The organism is Gordonia sp. PvP123 (assembly GCF_040547295.1).
Classification (GTDB): domain Bacteria; phylum Actinomycetota; class Actinomycetes; order Mycobacteriales; family Mycobacteriaceae; genus Gordonia; species Gordonia terrae.
In genome coordinates this window covers 1-20,597 of sequence record NZ_JBEPPN010000006.1, presented here as the reverse complement: position 1 = coordinate 20,597, position 20,597 = coordinate 1, and the positions used below count along the sequence as shown (strand labels likewise).

Annotated in this window: 18 protein-coding genes and 1 pseudogene; 11 read left to right on the top strand and 8 right to left on the bottom strand. The window is 67.7% G+C overall.

Annotated elements, in window-relative coordinates; translation table 11 throughout:
- Positions 1-270: 270 nt before the first annotated feature.
- The 7 genes from dnaK to ABIC25_RS12590 all read left to right on the top strand — a co-directional run bounded on the left by dnaK (position 271) and on the right by ABIC25_RS12590 (position 7,399).
- Positions 271-2,115, top strand: a complete 1,845-nt coding sequence (gene dnaK, locus ABIC25_RS12620; RefSeq protein ID WP_004022373.1) for a molecular chaperone DnaK — start codon at positions 271-273, stop codon at positions 2,113-2,115.
- Positions 2,112-2,744 (top strand): nucleotide exchange factor GrpE, encoded by a 633-nt coding sequence (gene grpE / locus ABIC25_RS12615; RefSeq protein WP_354561701.1) that lies wholly within the window; start codon positions 2,112-2,114, stop codon positions 2,742-2,744. The genes dnaK and grpE overlap by 4 nt, the downstream gene beginning before the upstream one ends.
- Before the next feature lie 212 nt (positions 2,745-2,956).
- Positions 2,957-4,159 (top strand): molecular chaperone DnaJ, encoded by a 1,203-nt coding sequence (dnaJ, locus tag ABIC25_RS12610; RefSeq protein ID WP_004022371.1) that lies wholly within the window; start codon positions 2,957-2,959, stop codon positions 4,157-4,159.
- Between the two features lie 3 nt (positions 4,160-4,162).
- The gene (locus ABIC25_RS12605; protein WP_004022370.1) at positions 4,163-4,561 is read left to right on the top strand and encodes a heat shock protein transcriptional repressor HspR; all 399 of its coding nucleotides are present in this window, start codon (positions 4,163-4,165) and stop codon (positions 4,559-4,561) included.
- Between the two features lie 77 nt (positions 4,562-4,638).
- Positions 4,639-5,106: an SRPBCC family protein gene (locus ABIC25_RS12600; RefSeq protein ID WP_248643790.1), complete on the top strand. Its 468-nt coding sequence runs from the start codon at positions 4,639-4,641 to the stop codon at positions 5,104-5,106.
- Between the two features lie 14 nt (positions 5,107-5,120).
- The gene (locus tag ABIC25_RS12595; RefSeq protein WP_354561699.1) at positions 5,121-6,224 is read left to right on the top strand and encodes a hypothetical protein; all 1,104 of its coding nucleotides are present in this window, start codon (positions 5,121-5,123) and stop codon (positions 6,222-6,224) included.
- Positions 6,225-6,322: 98 nt separating this feature from the next.
- Entirely contained in the window at positions 6,323-7,399 is a 1,077-nt protein-coding gene (locus ABIC25_RS12590; protein WP_354561698.1) for a hypothetical protein, read from the top strand.
- A gap of 6 nt (positions 7,400-7,405) precedes the next feature.
- Here ABIC25_RS12590 and ABIC25_RS12585 read toward each other — a convergent pair.
- Positions 7,406-8,566: pseudogene (locus ABIC25_RS12585) on the bottom strand (FAD-binding oxidoreductase); the annotation flags it as partial.
- A 126-nt stretch (positions 8,567-8,692) separates the two neighbouring features.
- Here ABIC25_RS12585 and ABIC25_RS12580 point away from each other — a divergent pair.
- Entirely contained in the window at positions 8,693-9,826 is a 1,134-nt protein-coding gene (locus tag ABIC25_RS12580; protein ID WP_354561696.1) for an amidohydrolase family protein, read from the top strand.
- A gap of 4 nt (positions 9,827-9,830) precedes the next feature.
- Here the strand turns inward: ABIC25_RS12580 and ABIC25_RS12575 are convergent, their stop codons facing one another.
- Both ABIC25_RS12575 and ABIC25_RS12570 read right to left on the bottom strand, forming a co-directional pair.
- Complete coding sequence (locus tag ABIC25_RS12575; RefSeq protein ID WP_354561695.1) at positions 9,831-10,793, bottom strand: serine/threonine-protein kinase; 963 nt, start codon at positions 10,791-10,793, stop codon at positions 9,831-9,833.
- A gap of 76 nt (positions 10,794-10,869) precedes the next feature.
- Positions 10,870-11,295 (bottom strand): nitroreductase/quinone reductase family protein, encoded by a 426-nt coding sequence (locus ABIC25_RS12570; protein ID WP_064570426.1) that lies wholly within the window; start codon positions 11,293-11,295, stop codon positions 10,870-10,872.
- A gap of 85 nt (positions 11,296-11,380) precedes the next feature.
- On the opposite strand from ABIC25_RS12570, the gene ABIC25_RS12565 reads away from it, so the two are divergent.
- A complete protein-coding gene (locus tag ABIC25_RS12565; RefSeq protein ID WP_354561693.1) occupies positions 11,381-12,745 on the top strand; it encodes an FAD-binding oxidoreductase in 1,365 nt (454 codons plus the stop codon).
- Here ABIC25_RS12565 and ABIC25_RS12560 read toward each other — a convergent pair.
- Positions 12,693-13,880: a GGDEF domain-containing protein gene (locus tag ABIC25_RS12560; protein WP_354561692.1), complete on the bottom strand. Its 1,188-nt coding sequence runs from the start codon at positions 13,878-13,880 to the stop codon at positions 12,693-12,695. The genes ABIC25_RS12565 and ABIC25_RS12560 overlap by 53 nt on opposite strands.
- Positions 13,881-14,331: 451 nt before the next feature.
- Between ABIC25_RS12560 and ABIC25_RS12555 the strand changes: the two genes are divergently transcribed.
- Positions 14,332-15,243, top strand: a complete 912-nt coding sequence (locus ABIC25_RS12555) for a LysR family transcriptional regulator (RefSeq protein WP_004022360.1) — start codon at positions 14,332-14,334, stop codon at positions 15,241-15,243.
- 13 nt (positions 15,244-15,256) lie between these two features.
- On the opposite strand, the gene ABIC25_RS12550 is transcribed toward ABIC25_RS12555, so the two are convergent.
- The 3 genes from ABIC25_RS12550 to ABIC25_RS12540 all read right to left on the bottom strand — a co-directional run bounded on the left by ABIC25_RS12550 (position 15,257) and on the right by ABIC25_RS12540 (position 18,511).
- The gene (locus ABIC25_RS12550) at positions 15,257-16,939 is read right to left on the bottom strand and encodes an acyl-CoA dehydrogenase family protein (protein ID WP_354561691.1); all 1,683 of its coding nucleotides are present in this window, start codon (positions 16,937-16,939) and stop codon (positions 15,257-15,259) included.
- On the bottom strand, positions 16,939-17,640 hold the full coding sequence (locus tag ABIC25_RS12545) for a TetR/AcrR family transcriptional regulator C-terminal domain-containing protein (protein WP_354561689.1): 702 nt from the start codon (positions 17,638-17,640) through the stop codon (positions 16,939-16,941). Before ABIC25_RS12545 ends, ABIC25_RS12550 begins: the two co-directional genes overlap by 1 nt.
- 112 nt (positions 17,641-17,752) lie before the next feature.
- On the bottom strand, positions 17,753-18,511 hold the full coding sequence (locus ABIC25_RS12540; RefSeq protein ID WP_354561688.1) for a glycoside hydrolase family 16 protein: 759 nt from the start codon (positions 18,509-18,511) through the stop codon (positions 17,753-17,755).
- 145 nt (positions 18,512-18,656) lie between these two features.
- Between ABIC25_RS12540 and ABIC25_RS12535 the strand changes: the two genes are divergently transcribed.
- On the top strand, positions 18,657-19,526 hold the full coding sequence (locus ABIC25_RS12535; protein ID WP_354561687.1) for a proline dehydrogenase family protein: 870 nt from the start codon (positions 18,657-18,659) through the stop codon (positions 19,524-19,526).
- On the opposite strand, the gene ABIC25_RS12530 is transcribed toward ABIC25_RS12535, so the two are convergent.
- Positions 19,494-20,597 (bottom strand): IS30 family transposase (locus ABIC25_RS12530; RefSeq protein ID WP_354561686.1); only part of this gene is annotated, 1,104 nt, incomplete at its 5' end. The genes ABIC25_RS12535 and ABIC25_RS12530 overlap by 33 nt on opposite strands.

The window sequence follows — 20,597 nt, the reverse complement described above, 5'->3', positions numbered from 1 at the left end:
CGGGTGTCAAGGGTCGAGGCACGTGAGCGAACCCCGCTCAACTTTTTTGGCCGATCCGGGAACAATCCGGCGAGGGGGCCCGTTACACACTTCGAGAAACCTGAGTGATCCAGACTCAAGTAGGTTTGACTCGGACCCGCTTTTTCAGTAGGACATGAGTCGGACGCACTGAAGTCCGGTCCCGCAGAGTTTCACCACGACATCCCCGCGGTCTCGAGACCTCGGGACAAGGACTCGGGTGCACACCCGCAAACTAGGAGGAAGCCAAACATGTCTCGTGCTGTTGGAATCGACCTCGGTACCACCAACTCGGTGGTGGCCGTGCTCGAAGGCGGCGAAGCCGCCGTCATCGCCAACGCCGAAGGCGCACGGACCACCCCGTCGGTGGTCGCGTTCGCGCGTAACGGCGAGGTGCTGGTCGGCCAGCCCGCAAAGAACCAGGCGGTCACCAACGTCGACCGCACCATCCGCTCCGTCAAGCGCCACATGGGCGAAGGCGACTGGACCGTCGAGATCGACGACAAGAAGTACACCCCGCAGGAGATCAGCGCGCGCACGCTCATGAAGCTCAAGCGCGACGCCGAGTCGTACCTGGGTGAGGACGTGACCGACGCGGTCATCACCGTCCCGGCCTACTTCAACGACGCACAGCGTCAGGCCACCAAGGAAGCCGGTCAGATCGCCGGCCTCAACGTGCTCCGCATCGTCAACGAGCCGACCGCGGCCGCCCTGGCCTACGGCCTCGACAAGGGCGAGAAGGAGCAGACCATCCTGGTCTTCGACCTCGGTGGCGGTACCTTCGACGTCTCGCTGCTCGAGATCGGCGACGGCGTGGTCGAGGTTCGTGCGACCTCCGGTGACAACCACCTCGGTGGTGACGACTGGGATCAGCGCGTCGTCGACTGGCTCGTCGAGAAGTTCAAGAGCACTTCGGGCATCGACCTGACCAAGGACAAGATGGCCCTGCAGCGTCTGCGTGAGGCTGCCGAGAAGGCGAAGATCGAACTCTCGAGCTCGCAGAGCACCTCGATCAACCTGCCCTACATCACCGTCGACGCCGACAAGAACCCGCTGTTCCTCGACGAGCAGCTCTCGCGCAGCGAGTTCCAGAAGATCACCTCTGATCTGCTGGAGCGCACCCGCGCACCGTTCCAGGCCGTCATCAAGGATGCGGGCATCTCCGTCGGCGACATCGACCACGTCGTGCTCGTCGGTGGTTCGACCCGTATGCCGGCCGTCACCGATCTGGTGAAGGAACTGACCGGTGGCCGCGAGCCCAACAAGGGCGTCAACCCGGACGAGGTCGTCGCCGTCGGCGCCGCACTGCAGGCCGGTGTGCTCCGCGGTGAGGTCAAGGACGTGCTGCTGCTCGACGTCACCCCGCTGTCCCTCGGCATCGAGACCAAGGGCGGCGTGATGCACAAGCTGATCGAGCGCAACACCACCATCCCGACCAAGCGGTCGGAGACCTACACGACCGCCGAGGACAACCAGCCGTCGGTGCAGATCCAGGTCTATCAGGGTGAGCGCGAGATCGCGTCGCACAACAAGCTGCTCGGCAGCTTCGAGCTCGGTGGCATCGCCCCCGCACCGCAGGGTGTCCCGCAGATCGAGGTGACCTTCGACATCGACGCCAACGGCATCGTGCACGTCACCGCCAAGGACAAGGGCACCGGCAAGGAGAACTCGATCCGCATCCAGGACGGTTCCGGCCTGAGCAAGGACGAGATCGACCGCATGATCAAGGACGCGGAAGCTCACGCCGACGAGGACCGCAAGCGCCGCGAGGAGGCCGAGACCCGCAACCAGGCGGAGTCGCTGGTCCACCAGACCGAGAAGTTCCTCAAGGAGAACGAGGACAAGGTCCCGGCGGAGCTGAAGGAGAAGGTCGAAGCGGCCGTCGCCGGAGCGCAGGAAGCGCTCAAGGGCAACGACACCGCAGCGATCAAGTCCGCGATCGAGAAGCTGTCGGAGGAGTCGCAGGCCCTCGGCCAGGCGATCTACGCCAACGCCGCTGCCGAGTCCCCCAACGGTGAGGCCGCCGCGGCCGACAGTGACCCGGACGTCGTCGACGCCGAGGTCGTCGACGACGCGGACTCGAAGGAGAACAAGTGACCGCAGGAGCCCATTCGGCGAATGGGTCCGGCGAGGAGCCGGTGACGGTGACCGACCGTCGTCGCATCGACCCGGAAACGGGTGAGGTGCGCGACGAGCCGGCCGCCGGACCCGGCCCGGCCGACGCCGGACCGGTAGTCGACGAGCAGACCAGTGACGAGCAGCAGGAGGACGGGGCAGCGGGCGAACCGGATGCCCGGGTCGCCGAACTGACCGCCGACCTGCAGCGCGAGCGAGCCCAATTCGCCAACTTCCGGCGGCGTGCCGCCGAGGAGAAGCAGGGTTCGGTCGCCTACGGCAAGCAGATCCTGATCGACAAGCTGCTCCCGATCATCGACGACCTCGACCGTGCCCGCGAGCACGGCGACCTCGACAGCGGTCCGCTGCGCTCCGTCGCCGACAAGCTGACCGGGGTGCTGGCCGCCGAAGGTCTCGTGGCCTTCGGTGCGGCCGGTGACGAGTTCGACCCCGAACTCCACGAAGCCGTGCAGCACGACGGCACCGGGGCGCATCCGGTGATCGGATCGGTGTACCGATGCGGCTACCGCCTGGGCGAGAAGGTGATCCGCACCGCGATGGTGACGGTCACCGATCCTGCCCCTGCGGGCGACGCACCCGGTGCACAATAGAGCGACCGTCGCTCGATCCTGAGTGGGCGAACTCACCACTGATCCCTGAGGTGCGAGGAGCGCAAGCGACGAGCCACGAAGGGCGACGAACCCTTCGTGGCTCGCTTCGCTCGCACCTCAGGGAGCAGATGGTCGGCTCGCACCTCGGGGAGCGGGTGTCCCCAACTGAAAAAACCAACCCAGACAACAGAACTCAAAGGAGGTGACGTCTGGTGGCACCACAACGTGAGTGGTTAGAACACGACTTCTACAAGGACCTGGGCGTTGCTTCTGACGCTTCGGCTGAAGAGATCAAGAAGGCCTATCGCAAGCTCGCGCGCGAGCTGCACCCGGATGCCAACCCGGGTGACACCGCGGCCGAAGAGCGCTTCAAGCGGGTGTCCGAAGCCCACAGCGTGCTCGGCGACGCCGAGAAGCGCAAGGAATACGACGAGACGCGCGCCATGTTCGCCGGCGGACGATTCCGCGGCGGCGGCAACGGCTTCCCGGGCGGTTTCCCCGGCGGCGGAAACACCTACACCACCGGCGGCGGTAACGACTTCGACCTCGGCGACCTGTTCGGCGGGGCGCAGACCGGTGGCGGCGGAGGCGGTTTCGGCGACATCTTCGACGGACTGTTCAACCGCGGCGGCGGAACGCAACGTACTTCGACGGCGAGCCGCCCGCGTCGCGGCAAGGATCTCGAGACCGAGACGACGCTCTCGTTCTCCGATGCCGCGCTCGGCACGACCGTCCCACTCAGGGTGACCAGCCCGTCGCCCTGCACCACCTGCCACGGTTCGGGCGCCAAGCCCGGGACGAGTCCGCGGGTGTGCGCGAACTGCAACGGCTCCGGATTCGTGAGCCGCAATCAGGGCGCATTCGGTTTCAGTGAGCCGTGCCAGGACTGCCAGGGCACCGGTTCGCGGATCGACGATCCATGCACCGACTGCGACGGCAGCGGGGTGAAGGTCCGCGCGCGCACCATCAACGTGCGGATCCCCGCCGGCGTCGAGGACGGACAACGCATCCGGCTCGCCGGACAGGGCGAGGCCGGCCGGCGTGGCGCCCCATCGGGCGACCTCTACGTCGTCGTGCACGTGACCCCGCACAAGCAGTTCACCCGCAGCGGCAACGACCTTCGGGTGCAACTGCCGGTACGGATCTCCGAACTCGTTCTCGGAGCGACCGTCTCGGTGCCGACCCTGGAGGGATCGGTCGGGGTGAAGATCCCGCCGAACACCACCGACGGACGCACGCTGCGCGTGCGCGGTCGCGGAGTGCCCAAGCGCTCCGGCGGGGCAGGCGATCTGCTCGTCACCGTGAAGGTCGCGGTCCCGAACAAGCTGGACGAGGCCGCGGTCGAGGCGATGCGCGCCTACGACCAGGCCGAGCGGGCGAGTGGTTTCGATCCGCGGGCGGACTGGGGGCGATGAGCGATGGCCGGCCAGAAGAACTTCGACGCCGACGGCGCGACCTTTCTGATCTCGGTGGCCGCCGAACTCGCCGGTATGCACGCGCAGACCCTGCGCACCTATGACCGACTGGGTCTGGTCACCCCCCAGCGGACGAGTGGCGGCGGACGCCGCTACTCGTCCCGCGATGTCGAACTCCTGCGAGAGATCCAGCGTCTCTCGCAGGAGGAAGGCGTCAACCTCGCCGGTATCAAGCGCATCATCGACCTCAGCAATCAGGTCGAGGCGCTCCAGCACCGCGTCCGCGAACTCACCGACGAGGTGCAGGCGTCGCGGGCCCGGCGTGGTGGCGAACTCGTGCCCGTACCGCGCACCAACGCACTCGTCGTGTGGCAGCCGCGGCGCAAGCGCACCACCGACTGACCGCCCACCGGGCCCGGCGTCCTGGTGCCCGGCCGCGGTTTCGGCGCGGGCCCGCAGAGGTGCGTAACGTTGACCGCATGGCTTCTGAACCCGTCACCACCGTCGACGCCGGGCCGCACAAGGTCTCGCGTCGGGTCGTCGTGAACGCCCCGGCCGCCGATGTGTTCGCGCTCGTGTCCAACCCGCACAGGCATCCCGAGCTCGACGGCTCGGGCACGGTGCGCGACACCCCCGTGAGCGGGCCGGAGACGCTGACCCGCGGGGCGCGTTTCAGCGTCGGGATGAAGCAGTACGGCGTGCCGTACAAGATCACCTCCACCGTCACCGACTTCGAACCCGGCCGGGTCGTCGAGTGGCAGCATCCGATGGGTCACCGCTGGCGGTGGGAGCTCGAGTCCACCTCACCGACCACCACCGCCGTGACCGAGACCTTCGACTACTCGACGCTCCGGCTGCCGAAGATCATCGAACTCATGGGCTACGACAAGAAGAACGGCAAGGGGATCGAGAGCACCCTCCGCGCTCTCGCGGGCCGGTTCGCCTGAATCCGGAACCATCCATGGACTCTTCCGCCTGTCCGCCGCCCGGGCCGGATTCCCCGGATGAACCCGTCGTCGTCCTCGGCGTCGTCGCCGCGCCGGGGCAGGCCATCGGTCTCGCGCGCAAGCTCGTCGATGCCGGCCTGGCCGAACACGTCGAGACGACGTTCCCCGGTGCGCGTTGGCAGATCGACCTGGTCGAGGCCGGTCTCGTACAGCCGCCGGCCGGCGACGCCGAAATCGTCGATGCCACCAGAGACCTTCTGATCGAACGCGAATGGGATCTCGTCGTCTATCTGACCGACCTTCCGCTGCATGTCGGCAAACGCCCGGTCGTGGCGCATGCCAACGCCGTGCACGGCGTCGCGGTCCTCTCGGTGCCCGCGCTCGGCGCGACCGGCGTGCGGCAGCGGACCCGCGGGATCATCGCCGGCCTGATCGGGCAACTTCTCGGCGCCGACGCCGACGACCTCCGTGAGCACCAGAAGTCGCCGACGCGGTCGGCGCTGCGCCACCGTGTGCGTCAGCTCGGTACGGACGTCGACGACGAGGGCACCGCGTTCACCGCACGCGTGTTGACGGGCAACCTGCGCCTGCTCACCGGCATGGTGCGGGCCAATCGTCCGTGGCGTCTCGCGCTCGGTCTCAGCCGAGCGCTCACCGGGGCCATCGCGGCCGGGGTCTTCGCGCTGGTGACCGCCGACATCTGGTTGCTCGCAGACACTTTCGGCGCGATCCGGCTGACCGGGGTCGCACTCGGCTCGATCATCGCCATCACCGCGACACTCATCATCGGTGCCGACCTCTGGGAACGCGGCAGTTCGCGTCAGACGCGAGAACAGGTGGCGCTGTTCAACATCGTCACCGTCATCACGGTGGTGCTGGGCGTCGCCGCCTTCTACGCGGCGTTGTTCGTGCTGTCCGCGGTCGGGGCACTCTGCCTGGTGGTGCCGCAGGTCTTCGGTGCGACGCTCGGTCACCCGGCCGGCTTCACCGACTACCTGGAGGTGGCCTGGCTGACCTGTTCACTCGCGACGGTCGGCGGCGCGCTGGGCGCGGGCCTGGAAACCGACGAGGCGGTCCGCGACGCGGCCTACACCCAGCATCCCGCCGAGCCGATCTGAGCGGTACACCTCGCACAGCCGGGTGCACGGCGTCCGGCCCCCAGCCGCTAGGCTTGCGGGTCAGAACGCCACAGCAGGTCGGCGACGGGAGGTGAACCATGTCCGAGGTACCGGGGAACGGTCCGATGCCGGGGTTCGTGGTCCTGGGCATCTCCGTCGTCGACGATCAGATCAGCTCGGTGGTCCGCGATGCCGACGGGCACATCCTGGCGAGCAACCTGGTCGACCTCCCCGATGCGTCGGCCGCCGGTGCCGAAGCCGCGATCGTCGAACTCGTCGACTCCGTGCCCGTCGAGGTCGACCGGATCGGCATCTCGGCGTCCCGCGCCGACGTTCGCGATCATCTGGCTCGCGTCTTCGCGCCGGGCGCGGGCACCGGGCCGTCTTGGTCGGGCAAGGTCGTCGTCACCGGATACGCCGCCGCTCTCGCCGAGATCGCGTGTACCCACTCGACCCGCGGCGGGGTGGTGGCCGTCGTCGATCTGGATCGCAACGCCGCGCCCGCGGCCGGCACCACCCTCGCCACCGTCGACTCCGCGTCCGGCGCCGTTCTCGGCACCGCAGATTTCACGCCGGGCCAGGTCGCCTCGGTGACCGACCCGGAGGCGGCGTCACAGCTCGCGACGGCGGTCACCAGGCTGCCTCGCGGTCGCGACATCACCTCGGTGATCGTGGTCGGCCCCGGTGCTCAGCTCCCCGGGATCGCGCCGGCGTTCGAGTACGCGTCACAGCGTCCGGTGACGGTGGCGGACAATCCGTCGCTCGCCTCCGCACTCGGCGCCGCCGACGCCGCGGTGATCGCGCCGGCAACCACTGCCGTCGCCGCCCGGACGTCGACCGGTCGCCGATGGTGGTTCGTCGGTGCCGCGATCGGGGCCGCCGTCTTCCTCGGTGCCGTCGGGATCACGCTGATCCTCACCGCCGAGTCGACCATCGCCGAACCGGCCCCCGTCACGGTGACCGAGACCCCCGCGGCGGTCACCTCGACCGAGCAGGCGACGGTCACCGAAACCGAGACCGAGACCAGCGTCCGTACGACGACCGTCACGCGCACCCCCCGCCCCGTCACGCGGACGGAGACGGTCACCGAGTCGGCTCCGGAGACGTACACCGTGACCGAAACCGAGACGGTCACGTCCCCGGCCGCCGGTGAGCCTAGCCTCGAGGTCCCCTGAGCGGTCCTAGAACACGGGGTCGTGCTGGATGCGGCTGGCCCGCACACCGGCGATGATGAGGGTGCGCCGGGTGTTCTCGATCATCTGTGGCGACCCCGCGATCAGCACCTGGTGGTTCTCCCAGTTGCCTGCCCGGACCACCACGTCGGCCAGTGTGCCGATCTCGTGGTCGACGCCGAGTTCGGCGGGCGTGGCCACCGCGTTGATCCACCACGGATCGGTCCGCTCCTGGGACACGGCGGTGACGCGCAGCCACGGATTGGTCGACGCGATGCGTCGCAGCACCGTCAGGTCGTACAGCTCGCCCGGGTGGCGCATCCCGTAGAAGATGTGCGTCTCCGGCGAATCCACGCGCGAGGACATCTCGATCAACAGTGCCCGCAGCGGCGCGAGTCCGGTGCCGCCGGCGACCATCAGGACCTTGCTGTCGCGGTCGACATGCAAGGTGCCGTGGCCCTGGGCCAGCGTCCACACGTCGCCGATGCTGGTCTCGCTCACGATCGCGGTGCTGACCGTTCCCCGGGGCACCGCGCGGACGTGGAACTCCAGCTCTCCCGCCGGGTTGGGCGGGATGGCGGGCGAGAGATTGCGCCACTGCTTCGGCCACTGCGGGGTGTGCACCTCGAGGTATTGGCCCGCGTTGAAGGTCAGCGGCGAATGCGCGAGGAGCCGGACGACCGCCAGGTCGCGGGTGATCCGGTACTTCTCGACGACCTCGGCGGTCCAGCGCGCGGGATGGGTCGCACTCTCGGCCGCGCCGCGCATCACCCCGGTCACCAGCATCATCGCCTGCGAGATGGTCTGCTCGGTCTCGGCGTCCCAGTATCCGGTCATGAGGCTGCCGAACTCGCCCATCAGCGCCGCGTACATCACGTGGTAGTGCTCGGGTTCCACCCCGAACTTGCGATGGTCGCGTCCGAGTTGCGCGAGGAACTCCACGAGTTCGGCATGCCCGGACTCGGCCGGGATCGCTTCGAGGACATGGTCGATGACGCGATGGAAGGCGACCCGCTGGGCGGCCATCGACACACCGAACAGGTCACGCAGGTCCGGGTCGATCGCGAACATCCGGGTGTAGACGTTGGTGACGAACCGGTCGGGGTGCCGATTGACAGCCGTCCGCAGCTGATGCAGCGCATGGCGCGAATGTGTCGCCATATCGAAAAGATCACACCTCCGTCGCGGCTCGTGTCCCCACCCGGTTCAAGAGACCCACACTAGTCCTTCGACACGGCACAATTCAGGATCCGGCATCCCATGTCGGGCAGTGATGAGGTGTGGCAAGGTACGGGGATGACGTCCCTCGAAGGGGTCCTCACGGGCATCGTTGATGCCCATGTGCAGCACTGGAACCCGCGGCGTACCCCGTGGGCGGCCACGCGGGCGTCGAGGTTGTACGGATTCGTCCCCACCCTGGGCGACCGGGTGTTCCCCCTGGTGGTCTCGCGCGCCGACCGCGAGTACATCCTGACCCCGCGCACCGTCGCCCGGGCCTACGAGCCGCGGCAGTACGCCACCGACGCGGCGCTGGTCCCGACCGTGGTGGGGGTGCCGATCGACACCGTGGTCCACGTCGAGTCGCATTGGCGCCGCGAGGCCGCCGACGCCACCGAACCCCCGGTGGACAGCACCGCGGTGGAGGAGACGCGGTATCTGGAGAGTCTGCCGTTCGGTCAGGCCGGCACGCCGCGTCTCGGCGCCGTCATCTCGCACGGCGATCCGCGCACCCGGACGTTCGCGGACATGCTCGACGAGCAGTTCGCGGCGTCCCCGCGGTTCCGCGGCATCCGCATCGTCGCATCGCGGCATCCCGATCCGCGCGTGCGCGACGGCGGGGACACCGACAACCTGCTGTCCTCGACGGCGTTCCTGGAGGGGTTCGCCGAACTCGCGAGCCGCGATCTCGTCTTCGAAGCGTCGGTCTACTCACACCAGCTCTACGACGTCATCCTGCTGGCCCGGGAGTATCCGGACACGACGATCATCCTCGACCACTTCGGCATACCGGCCGGGGTCTTCGGTCCCGTGGGGGTGCGCACCGGTGCGACAGCGGCTGCGCGCGCGGACATCTGGCGGTTGTGGCGGGAGCGGATGACGACGCTGGCGACCTATCGCAACGTGGTGGTCAAGCTGTCCGGCCTGGCGATGCCGATCCTCGGTTACGGTCACGAACGCTGGGGCAACATCGGCGGCCAGGCCACCCTCGCCGAGATGATCGGTCCCTTCGTCGAGCATGTCATCACCCACTTCGGGTCCGACCGCATCATGTTCGGGTCCAACTACCCGATCGATCGGCCCAACGCCGCGGTCGACGTCCTCGTGGGCGCGCTCGTCGATTGCGTCTCCCAGTGGGGCTCGGAGGCCCTGCGAAAAGTTTTCCGCGACACAGCGTTCCGCGTGTATTCCATCGACGGTCCGACGCGCTGAGCGCTCAGCGGGTCCGAGTCCACCACGTCGAGCGCCGCGCCGGCTCCGGTACGGGCACGTCGCGCATGAGCCGGGTCAGGATCTCCACCAGCGCCGTGCACGAGGGGTACCGGTCCTCGGGATTCTTCGCCAGCGCCTTGGCGAAGATCGAGTTCGTCGCCGACGGCAACCAGGGGCGGCGCCGGGTGAGTTTCGGCGGGTCGTCGTTCAGGTGCGCATACGTGATCGCGAAGGCGGTGTTGCGCGGATACGGCGGTGTGCCGGTGATGAGTTCGACGAGGGTGCAGGCGAACGCGTAGAAATCGGTTGCCGGCGTGAGCTTCTGGGCCTGGAGGAGTTCCGGTGAGGCGTAGCCGATCGAACCCTGGACGCGTCCGTTGCGGGCGAGCGGCCGCGTGTCGTCGAGGAATTGGGCGATCCCGAAGTCCGAGAGGTAGGCATCGGGGGGATCGGCACTGCGGGGTGCGCCGTCTCCCGATCGCGGGTCGGGGTCGCGGGAGAGCAGGATGTTGGCGGGCTTGACGTCGCGGTGCAGGATGTCCTGGGCATGCGCGTAGTCGAGCGCCCCGGCGATCTGCGTCGCCACGCGCAGGATGGTGCCCATGTCCGGTTCGTCGCCACGCTCCGGGACGAGTGCGGTCGCGGCGGGTCCGCCGATGTACTGCATGGTCAGCCACATCGACGGCAGGTGTCGTGGGCCGAGCGACCCACGCGGTGAGGCGATCTCGCCGTGCGCGAGCATGCGCACGATGTGCGCGTGGTCCAGCAGTGATGCGATCCCGAACTCGCGTTCGAAGCGCTCACGGACTCGTGCGTGATCGGACGCGTTCGGGTGCAGGACCTTCAGGGCAATCGGCCCATCGCACCGATCCTGCAGATCCCGAACCCGGAACACATCCGCGCTCGCCCCGCCACCGAGGAAGTCGTCGATGGTGAAGCCGGCGACGTTCTCACCAACCTCGAACACCCCTGACAGGGTAGTTGTGCCGATCCTCGTGCGACGGGAAGTCCGGTGTCAGCGAGCCGGTGTCAGCGAGTCGGTGTCAGCGAGTCGGGGTCAGGCGGAAGATCGGGAATCGGCGACCCTGTGCGGTCTCGGTGTACTTCAGGAACTGCTCGGACGCCTCGATGAACTTCTGCCACGCCGGTTCCCAGTCGTCGCCCTCGACTTCGCTCACCGCGGTGTCGAGGCGCTCGACGCCGTCCTCCGACGGTGCCTCCACAGCGACCGAATCGGGGTGGGCACGGAGATTGTGCACCCAGGCGGGGGCTTTCGGTGACCCTGCGAAGGACCCGATGATCAGCCAGCTGCCGCCGTCGGGAAGCGCGAAGAGGGGACTGATCCGCGGCTCGGCGGACTTGGCGCCCAGCGTGTGCAGCAGCACGAGATTCTTGCCGAAGCCGGCGGTCTCGACATGTCCGTTGTTGGATCGGAACTCGTTGATGACGGTCGCATTGAAATCGTTCACGACGCTCATTGTCCCGGCAGGGGTCGCGTCCGGCCATGTATCAAACTGAAACCGTGGTCGTCGGCGTGGCGAATACTCTGAACGGATGAGTGCCGACCCGAGTTCGCTGGCCGCTTCCCTCCCCGACGGCATGGTGGTCACCGACGCCGACATCCTCGCCGGCTACCGGCAGGACCGCGCCGCCGACCCGACGGCGGGCACTCCGCTCGCGCTGGTGCGGCCGACGACCACCGAGCAGGTGCAGAACACCGTGCGCTGGTGCGCGGCGAACGGCGTCCCGATCATCACGCGGGGCGCCGGTACGAGCCTGTCCGGGGGATCGACGGCGGTGGACGGCGCGATCATGCTCTCCACCGAGAAGATGCGCGACATCGAGGTCGATCCGGCGACGCGGACCGCCGTCGTGCAGCCCGGCCTGTTCAACGCGGAGGTCAAGGCGGCGGCCTCGGCTCACGGGCTCTGGTATCCGCCGGACCCGTCGTCGTTCGAGATCTGCTCGATCGGCGGGAACGTCGCCACCAACGCCGGCGGACTGTGCTGCGTCAAGTACGGCGTCACCACGGACTACGTCCTGGGTCTGGAGGTGGTGCTCGCCGACGGCCGCGCGGTCCGGGTCGGTGGCAAGCAGCTCAAGGATTCCGCGGGCCTGCCGCTCACCAAATTGTTCGTCGGCAGCGAGGGACTCCTCGGGATCATCACCGAGGTGACGCTGCGACTTCTGCCGCCGCAGGGGCCGGCCAGCACCGTCGTCGGAGTGTTCGGTTCGGTGCACGAGGCCAGCCGGGCCGTTCTGGCGGTGACCGCCGAGATCCGGCCGGCGATGCTCGAGTTCATGGATTCGGTGGCCATCAACGCTGTCGAGGACCTGATGCGGATGGGCCTCGACCGGGAGGCCGGTGCGCTCCTCGTCGCCCAGTCCGACGCTCCGGGGGCCGCCGGTGCGGCCGAGGTCGAGTTCATCCAGAAGGCGTTCGAGAGCAATGGGGCGGGGGAGGTCTTCGCGACGGACGACCCCACCGAGGGGGAGGCGTTCACCGCGGCCCGCCGCGCGGCGATCCCGGCCGTGGAGAAGCTGGGATCGTTGTTGCTCGAGGACGTCGGTGTTCCGCTGCCGTCCCTGCCCGAGCTCATCGACGGGGTCGCCGAGATCGCGGCCGGCAATCGGGTCATGATCTCGGTGATCGCCCACGCCGGCGACGGCAACACCCATCCGTTGATCGTCTTCGACCCCGCCGACCCCGACGAGGCGGAACGCGCGCAGGTCGCTTTCGGTCAGATCATGGATCTCGCGATCCGTTTGGGCGGCACCATCACCGGTGAGCACGGGGTGGGACGTCTGAAGAAGGGCTGGCTGCCCGATCAGGTCGGGGCCGACGTCATGGAACTGACGGCACGGATCAAGCGGGCTCTCGACCCCGACGGTCTGCTGAATCCGGGCGTGCTCCTGTAGGCGGTCCGGAGGTCGACCGGCCCGCCACCACGTAGGTGCCGCGCCCTGCGGCCTTGGCGTCGAAGAGCGCCTCGTCGGCGACGTCGAACTCGCCCCTGATGAACGCGTCGGCGTCGTCGGAGGACATGTGGCCGCCGGGGGTGACACCGACGGCGATGCCGAGGCTGATGGAGGCCGTTGCACCGCCGCGAGTCGTGATGCGTTGGGTGCGGATGCGTTCGGCGAGAGCGCGCACCGAGCCCTCGTCCGCGAGTGTCGCGATCGCGAACTCGTCGCCGCCGAGCCGCGCGACGACTGCGTGTTCGGCCTTCGCGCCCTGCAGGATCTCCGCGACCCGCTGCAGGACGTCGTCACCGGTCGCATGCCCGTGTTCGTCGTTGATGCCCTTGAAACGATCGACATCCGCGGCGATCAGCGCGAACGGAACGGCGGGGTTGCGGCGGAGCATCGTGGTGGCCGCGTAGATGAAGCCACGACGGTTCAACAACCCGGTGAGTGAATCGGTGTTGGCCATGATGAGCTGATGTTTCAGCGATCGCTGGAAATCGGATGTGTAACTGCGATGGAGAGCCGTCGTGCCATTGGTCGCGACCAATAGTGCGAGCGAGGTGAACAGCACATTCATGAACGGGGTTCCGTCGGACCAGGAGACAATTCCCAGAGCGCACACGGTGATGCTCGAGTAGATCATGTGCGCGTATGCGACCACACTGCGTACGAAATGGGCGACGTAAGAACCGATCACCGCGAAGATGACAGCGCAGAACTGGGCCAGCACGATATCGGTGATGGCGACGAGAGCGACGGTCAGGACGGCGTCGGCCCACAGGACGAATGCGGTGTTGAATCCCCGGACCGAGGATTGTTTGGTCCACCAGATCACGCCGAGGTGAACCCGGCTGACGACGAAGGCCATCGGGATGGTCGAGGCGACGACGATCCCGAGCGCGATCGAGCGAGGAACGGAACCCTGCGTGCCGCTCGGTGTGAAGAGTGCAATCGTTCCGAGTACCCCGCACACCGCGACCAGCACGGCGATCGTGAAGCGGACATGCCACTCGCGCATACGCACTTGTTCGAGGACATGATCGGCGTCGTCGTAGAGGTCGCGGTGGCCGGAGGTCTCGTCGGACATCGGCCCGTGGCGAAGCGCCCGGAAACGTGCGGTCGGCCGCGCCTCGTTGCCCTCGCGTTCCAGGTACCCGATGGCGACGCCCTCTTTTCTCGCTCGTGATGCGCGACACGCACCCGCATGCGGCGGCGAAAATCGTCGAACGCACATTACGGAGTTTAGAGGACGATTAAAGATCGTTTCGTCCCGAATTCGGCGATATGACCCGACGGAGCGAAAGATGTAAGAATCGGCAGAATCGCCGTCGATCTGATGCGTGCTGAGACGGTCGTGCCAATCGGGCCCGATCAGCCGCTTCCTGCTGGGGTCCTCCCGTCCCCTCCGCGGGAGGGACCCCAGCAGGTAGTCCGAATGCGATCTGGCCGGCGCGAACCCGGCCTCGCAGAATTCAGCATATGGTCTCGATGGTCAACCTACAATCACATCAATCGGGATAACTGACAGGAGATGGTTGATGAATGGTCCTGGGGACCCCGGACTACGCGATATCGACCTACGGCGGCTACGAATGTTCGTTGTCGTGATGGAGGCACCGAGCCTTCGGGTCGCCGCGGATGACCTGTTCATCAGCCAGCAGGCGCTCTCCTCGGCCATCCGCGAATTGGAGCGCCACCTCGGTGTCGAGCTCTTCTCGCGGTCACGCCGAAGCCTCACGCCGACCCCCGCGGGCGAAGCGCTCTACCGCGGGGCGGTGCCGTTGCTGGCCGGTGGCGAGCAACTCGCGACCCAGGTACGGCGCGTCGACGCCGGGTCGCCGGCCCCGTTCGTCATCGGCCACGCCCCCGACCTGGCCTCCTCCGAGGTGTTCCGCATCATCGAACCGGTGGTCCTCGCCGATCCGTCGGTGCCGATCACCGTGCGGCCGGTCTTCGCGGAACTCATCCGCGACGAGTTGCTGTCCGGCGCCATCGACATGGCCCTCGGTCGTGGTGTGGCGGCGCCACCGGACATGGCCACGACCATCGCGACACAGCACGAGTTGCGCCTGGCAGTGCGCGCCGACCATCCGCTCGCGGCGCACGACCGGGTCGACATGGCCGACCTCGCCGGCTACGAGATCGTCGTGTGGGGCCCCGAGCACGAGTACGAGTACACCGACATCCTGGTCGGCATGTGCCGGCGCGCCGGCTTCGAACCGCGGATCATCCTGTCGACCCTGCTGGGCACGCCCCCGCACACCGCCGTCATCGCGCATCCCGATGCGTGTGCCTTCGTCACCAACGAACCCGGCTGGATCTACGTCAATCGCATCCGGATCGTCGAGTTCACCGACCCGCCGTTCGCGCCCGTCCGCGCCATGTGGCTGCCCAACACGTCCTCGACCCTGCGACGCCAGATCCTCGCCGCTGCCGAGAACTCGCTCTGACGTGATTCGCTGTTCAGTGCCGCTCGAGGATCGCGCGTAGATCGGCGCCGGCCGGGAGTGCGCCGTACTCGAGGCTGCGGTCGGGGCCGAGTCGCGCGGCGATGAACGCATCGGCCACCGCGGTGGGACTGTGCCGGACGAGCAGCGACGCCTGGAGGGCGAGGGCCATGGCCTCGACGGTCGACCGCGCCCGCCGCTGGGCATCGGCGGCGTCGAGCCGGGACAGCTCGCCGAGCCGGTCGCGCAGGTGGTCGAGGTGGATGTCCAGGGTGCGACTGGTTCCGCGGGCGAGTGAGACCTCGGCGTCGAACGCGGCGATCGACTCGGGTTCGCGGGTCATGGCCCGTAGGACGTCGAGTGCGATGACATTGCCCGAGCCCTCCCACACCGCCATCACCGGTTGCTCCCGGTAGCGCATGGCGAGCGGGAAGTCCTCGGTGTAGCCGTTTCCGCCCAGGCATTCCAGGGCCTCATAGGCGTGGTGGGGGCCGCGTTTGCAGATCCAGTACTTCGAGACCGCCGTCGCGAGCCGGCGGAAGGCCCGCTCCTGCGGGCCGGCGTCCTCGTCGTGCGCGCGTGCGAGTCGGATGGCGGTGGTGGTCGCGGCTTCGGATTCCAGTGCGAGGTCGGCCAATACGGCGGTCATCGCGGGCTGGTCGGCCAGGGTCGCGCCGAAGGCGCTGCGGTGCCGGGCGTGCCAGACCGCCTCCGCCACGGCCTGACGCATGCCCGCAGCTGAACCGAGAACGCAGTCGAGGCGGGTCTGCGCGACCATCTCGATGATGGTGCGCACGCCGCGGCCGGGTTCACCCACCATGATCGCCACGGTCCCGTCGAGTTCGATCTCACTCGATGCGTTGGACTTGTTGCCCAGCTTGTCCTTCAGCCGCTGGATGCGGAAGACGTTGCGGGTGCCGTCGGGCAGGATGCGCGGGAGCAGGAAACACGAGAGCCCCTCGCCCCCGGCGCCCTGGGCCTGTGCGAGGACGAGGAAGGCATCCGACATCGGGGCCGAGCAGAACCACTTGTGCCCCGTCAGCAGGTACTCCGCGCCCGGGCCGCCGGCGCCGGCGGGAACCGCGACCGTTGTGTTGGCGCGTACGTCGGAGCCGCCCTGCTTCTCGGTCATCGACATCCCGAAGATCGCCGAGTCCTTGCCTGCGGAGAGGTCGGGGGAGTAGTTGCGCGACAGTGCCTTCGGTACCCACTGGGCCGCGACGTCGGGCTGCAGCTCGAGGGACGGGATGACCGCATGCGTCATCGACACCGGACACGCGTGACCGGGCTCGATCTGGCCGAAGAGCATGAACGCCGCGGCCCGCACGACATGAGAACCGGGCTGCGGGTCCGCCCAGCACCGGGTGTGGGACCCGTGGGCGATCGACGCGGAGATGATGCGGTGATAGGCCGGGTGGTACTCGACCTCGTCGATGCGATTGCCCCATCGGTCGAACGTCCGCAGCGTCGGGATGACGGTATTCGCCAGTTGGGCGTCGTGCTTGAAGGATTCGCTGCCGACGAGGGCGCCGATCTCGCGCAGTTCGGCATCACCCCAGCCCGCGTCGTGGCGGCTGACGGACTCCCGCAGCACCGTGTCGAGTTCGTACTCGTTCACGTCGACCCGCGGCGCCGACTGGTTGAACACCTCGTGGGTGAGATGCGGCTGCGGTCGAACGGAACTCGCGGACTGGGTCATCATGCCTCCTGTGCTGCGGGTGATGGCGTGTCGGTGTCGGTGTCGGTGTCGGTGTCGACCGGGCGGAGCGGGCCGACCGGGCGGAGCGGACTGTCCAACACCTCGTCGGGGATCTGGAGATTGGTGAAGACGACGGCCACCGCGTCTTCGAGTCGATAGCCGAAATCGGCTCCGGTGGCGGCTTTCTGGACCGCAAGTCCGAAGATCGCCGACCAGAACGCCCGCGCCTCGACGTCGATCCCGGCGCGGAGCTGCCAGCCGGTGCGGACGAGCGTGGAGAGCAACGCTTCTTCACCGCGCTCGTGCAGCACTGTGAGTGTTTCCGTGATGAGTGGCCGCAGATCGGTACGACGCGCTACGAGAAGCATTGCCGTCGCGAAGAGTTCGACGTCCCGCGCGCAGGGTCCGAGGAGTGTGCCGACGAGGGTGTTCGTGTACTCGCGGACGGTCTCGGCGCCGGCGGCGGCTTCCTCAGCGCGACGCCCGGCACGCAGCACGCAGGCGCCGGCGACTTCGACGAACAGCTGCTCCTTGGAGCCGAAGTAGTACGTGACCTGGTTCGGGTAGGCGTCGGCACGCTGACAGATCTGCGCCACGGACGCCGACTCGCCGTTCTCGGCGAACACCTCGGCGGCAGCGCGCAGCAGCGACTTGCGCGTGGTCTTGCCGGCCTCTCTCGTGGCGCGTCCGGTCGTGGGCATGAGAATCCTCGTCGTCAATGTCCTGCGACAGTGTTTGTATGACAAACAATAAAACGAGGGACGCGGGTCCGGCAAGGTTCGCCTGCCGGCAGACCCGGCGGCGGGGCCGGACTCAGTCGCCGTCGAGTGTGCTGACCTGCACATACGCCGCATCCAGGATGCGGGGGTAGGCGAGCGGAGAGTCCGAGATCGCGCGGTCGGGGAAGTCGAAGATGCTCAGCATGAGCTGCATCGGGTAGTCGATGGACTGCCGGACCTCCTTGACGACGCGTCCGTCCATGCTGAACACGAGACGGTCGGGCCCCCAATCGACGACGTACTCGTGGAGGTCGGCGAGGTCGTCGGCCATCTCGAGGACGGAGAAGTCGTCGACGATGCGCGTATCCCGGTGCGGGTGCACGCCGACACCCAGCCTCCAGGGCTCGCCGGGCCCCGGGCCGAAGATCTCCGCGACGCAGATCTCCCCCGACTCCTCCGGTCGCTGCTCCGTTCCGAGGAGCCAGAACGCCACCATCGACGCCGGGTCGCGAATCGCACTCATCGTGACTGCGAAGCGGCCGTGCCGCTGCGCGAACAGGATCTCCGACGGACGGTGGGTGGCCACGGTGAGCCCGTCTCGGTGCGCGTGCTGACCGACCACGCCGCCGACCTCACCGGCGTGGTGTCCGGTCTGCAGGCTCGAGACGCGCATCGTCGACTCCGACGGCCGCCATGCGGGTTGGTCGTCGTCGATGCACAGTCTCGAACGTCCCCCGGACGTGGTCCACCGAGCCGCGGAGTTCGACGGTCTCGTCCAGTGCGGGAGGTAGTCGGCGATCCACGTCCGGCTGTCGAAACGGTCGCCGGTGAAGTCCTCGTGCAGGGTGATCATCTCACCTCTCCTCGATCGGCGGGATCGCTCGAGCATCCGAACGCCTCCGAGGCGTGTCGTTCCATGGCGGTACAGTACATCGACTTTCGGCGTGTTCCGCGTAGTGTGTGCTGGTCGGCAGGCGCGTGAGCAGAGGCGGTATGACATGGAAACAACAAGTGCGGCAGACACACTCCGCCGGTGGGCGCTCGACGAAGAGTTGAAGTCCCGGGTCATGGCCGATCCCGCGCTCGCCGAGTGTGCGCGACGAGTCGCCGATCGGTACACGGCGGGAGAGGATGTCGAATCCGCGATCCGCGCCGGAGGGCGCGCGGTGGAGCGCGGACATCGGGTGAGCATCGAGTTCACGGGTGAGAGCGTCCGCGACGCCGCCGAGGCCAGTGCGGCCACCGATGTGTTCGTCTCCGTCGCCGATCACATCGGTCGGACCGGGCTGCCGTCGACGGTCTCCGGCGATCTGTCGCACATCGGACTTCTCGTCTCCGAAGATCTGGTGCGGGACAACAGTGCCCGCCTGGCAGAGGCGTGCGCCGCAGTCGATTCCGTGTTCATGATCTCCGCCGAGGGGTCGGACCGGACCGATCAGGTTCTCGACGTCTACGACTGGCTGACGCACCGCCACGACAACGTCGGCATCACCCTGCAGGCAAGGCTCCATCGCTCGGAGCAGGACGTGGAGAGAGTGCTCGCTGCCGGCGGCCGTATCAGGCTCGTCAAAGGTGCATTCCTGGAGGCCGAATCGGACGCGCTGGCACGGGAGGACCCGGAGCTGCCGAAGCGCTACGAACGACTGGCGCGCCGCATCGCCGACGCCGGCGGCTCGCTCACCCTTGCGACGCACGACGAGACGCTGTTGTCGCACGTCCTCGGGGCGGTCGGCGCCGTCGGGTCTGTCGAGGTCGAGATGCTGATGGGTCTGGGTACCGACCTGCTCGACAGGTTGGCGACGGACGGGATCTCCACTCGCGAGTACTGGGCGCGTTCAATCGGTCGATGCAACACTGGGTTGTTGTAGCGAGTGTAGTTGTTCGCCAAAGACTTCGGCGGGAGTTTTCCATCCAAGGACTTTTCTAGGACGGTTGTTGAGGGTGTAGGCGATGGCCTCGAGGTCCTCAGCTGACCACCGCGACAGATCAGTTCCCTTAGGAAAATATTGGCGCAGAACACCATTGGTGTTCTCGTTGGATGGTCGCTGCCACGGTGAGTGCGGATCGGCGAAGAACACCTGCGTTCCGGTGTCCATCGCGAACTGGGCGTGAGCGGACAGTTCCTTGCCGCGATCCCACGTCAACGTTTTGCGCAACTGCTGCGGCAGCGCGGCGATCGACGCTGTCAGTCCTGCATTCATCGCGATGGCACCGTAGCCACCGAGTGCGGGCCCGTTCTTCACAGGCGGCTGCTCACCCCAGCCCTGCTGGCGTGGCAGATGCACCAGAAGTGTTGCACGACTACGACGTTCAACGATCGTGCCGATCGCCGATCTCCCAGTTCCGATAATCAGATCACCCTCCCAGTGCCCGGGGACGGCACGGTCCTCGGCCTCGGCAGGGCGCTGACTGAACACGACATCGGAGGTGACGTGACCCTGCGGCTTGTTGCGCGAGCGGGCCCGCGGCTCCCTCAGTGCACGTCCGGTGCGCAGGCACGCGACCAGCTCACGTTTGAGCGCGCCGCGGCCCTCGATGAACAGGGACTGGTAGATCGCCTCGTGACTGATACGCATGGATTCATCATCGGGGAAGTCGACCTTCAAACGCTGGGAGATCTGCTCTGGACTCCACGCCAGCGACCACCGCCGGTCGGCCCGGTGCGGTTTGTTAAGCCCCTTCCATGGCGGTGGCGTGGGGCCCGCAGCGATCGTGCCATCGGGACGGCGGACAACGCCGGCCAGGCGGTCCTGTACGTACTCCCGCAACTCGACGTGGGCCACGAGCTTCGCTGTTTTCGGGCGCTTGGCGGCCTGCTGGGCTTTCCACTGCGCCACCAACGCCCGATACTCGAGCTTCCCGCTCCTGGTTGCGGCGTTGCGCCGTAGCTCACGCGAGATCGTGGCCGGACTCCGCCCGATCCACCGTGCGATCTCACG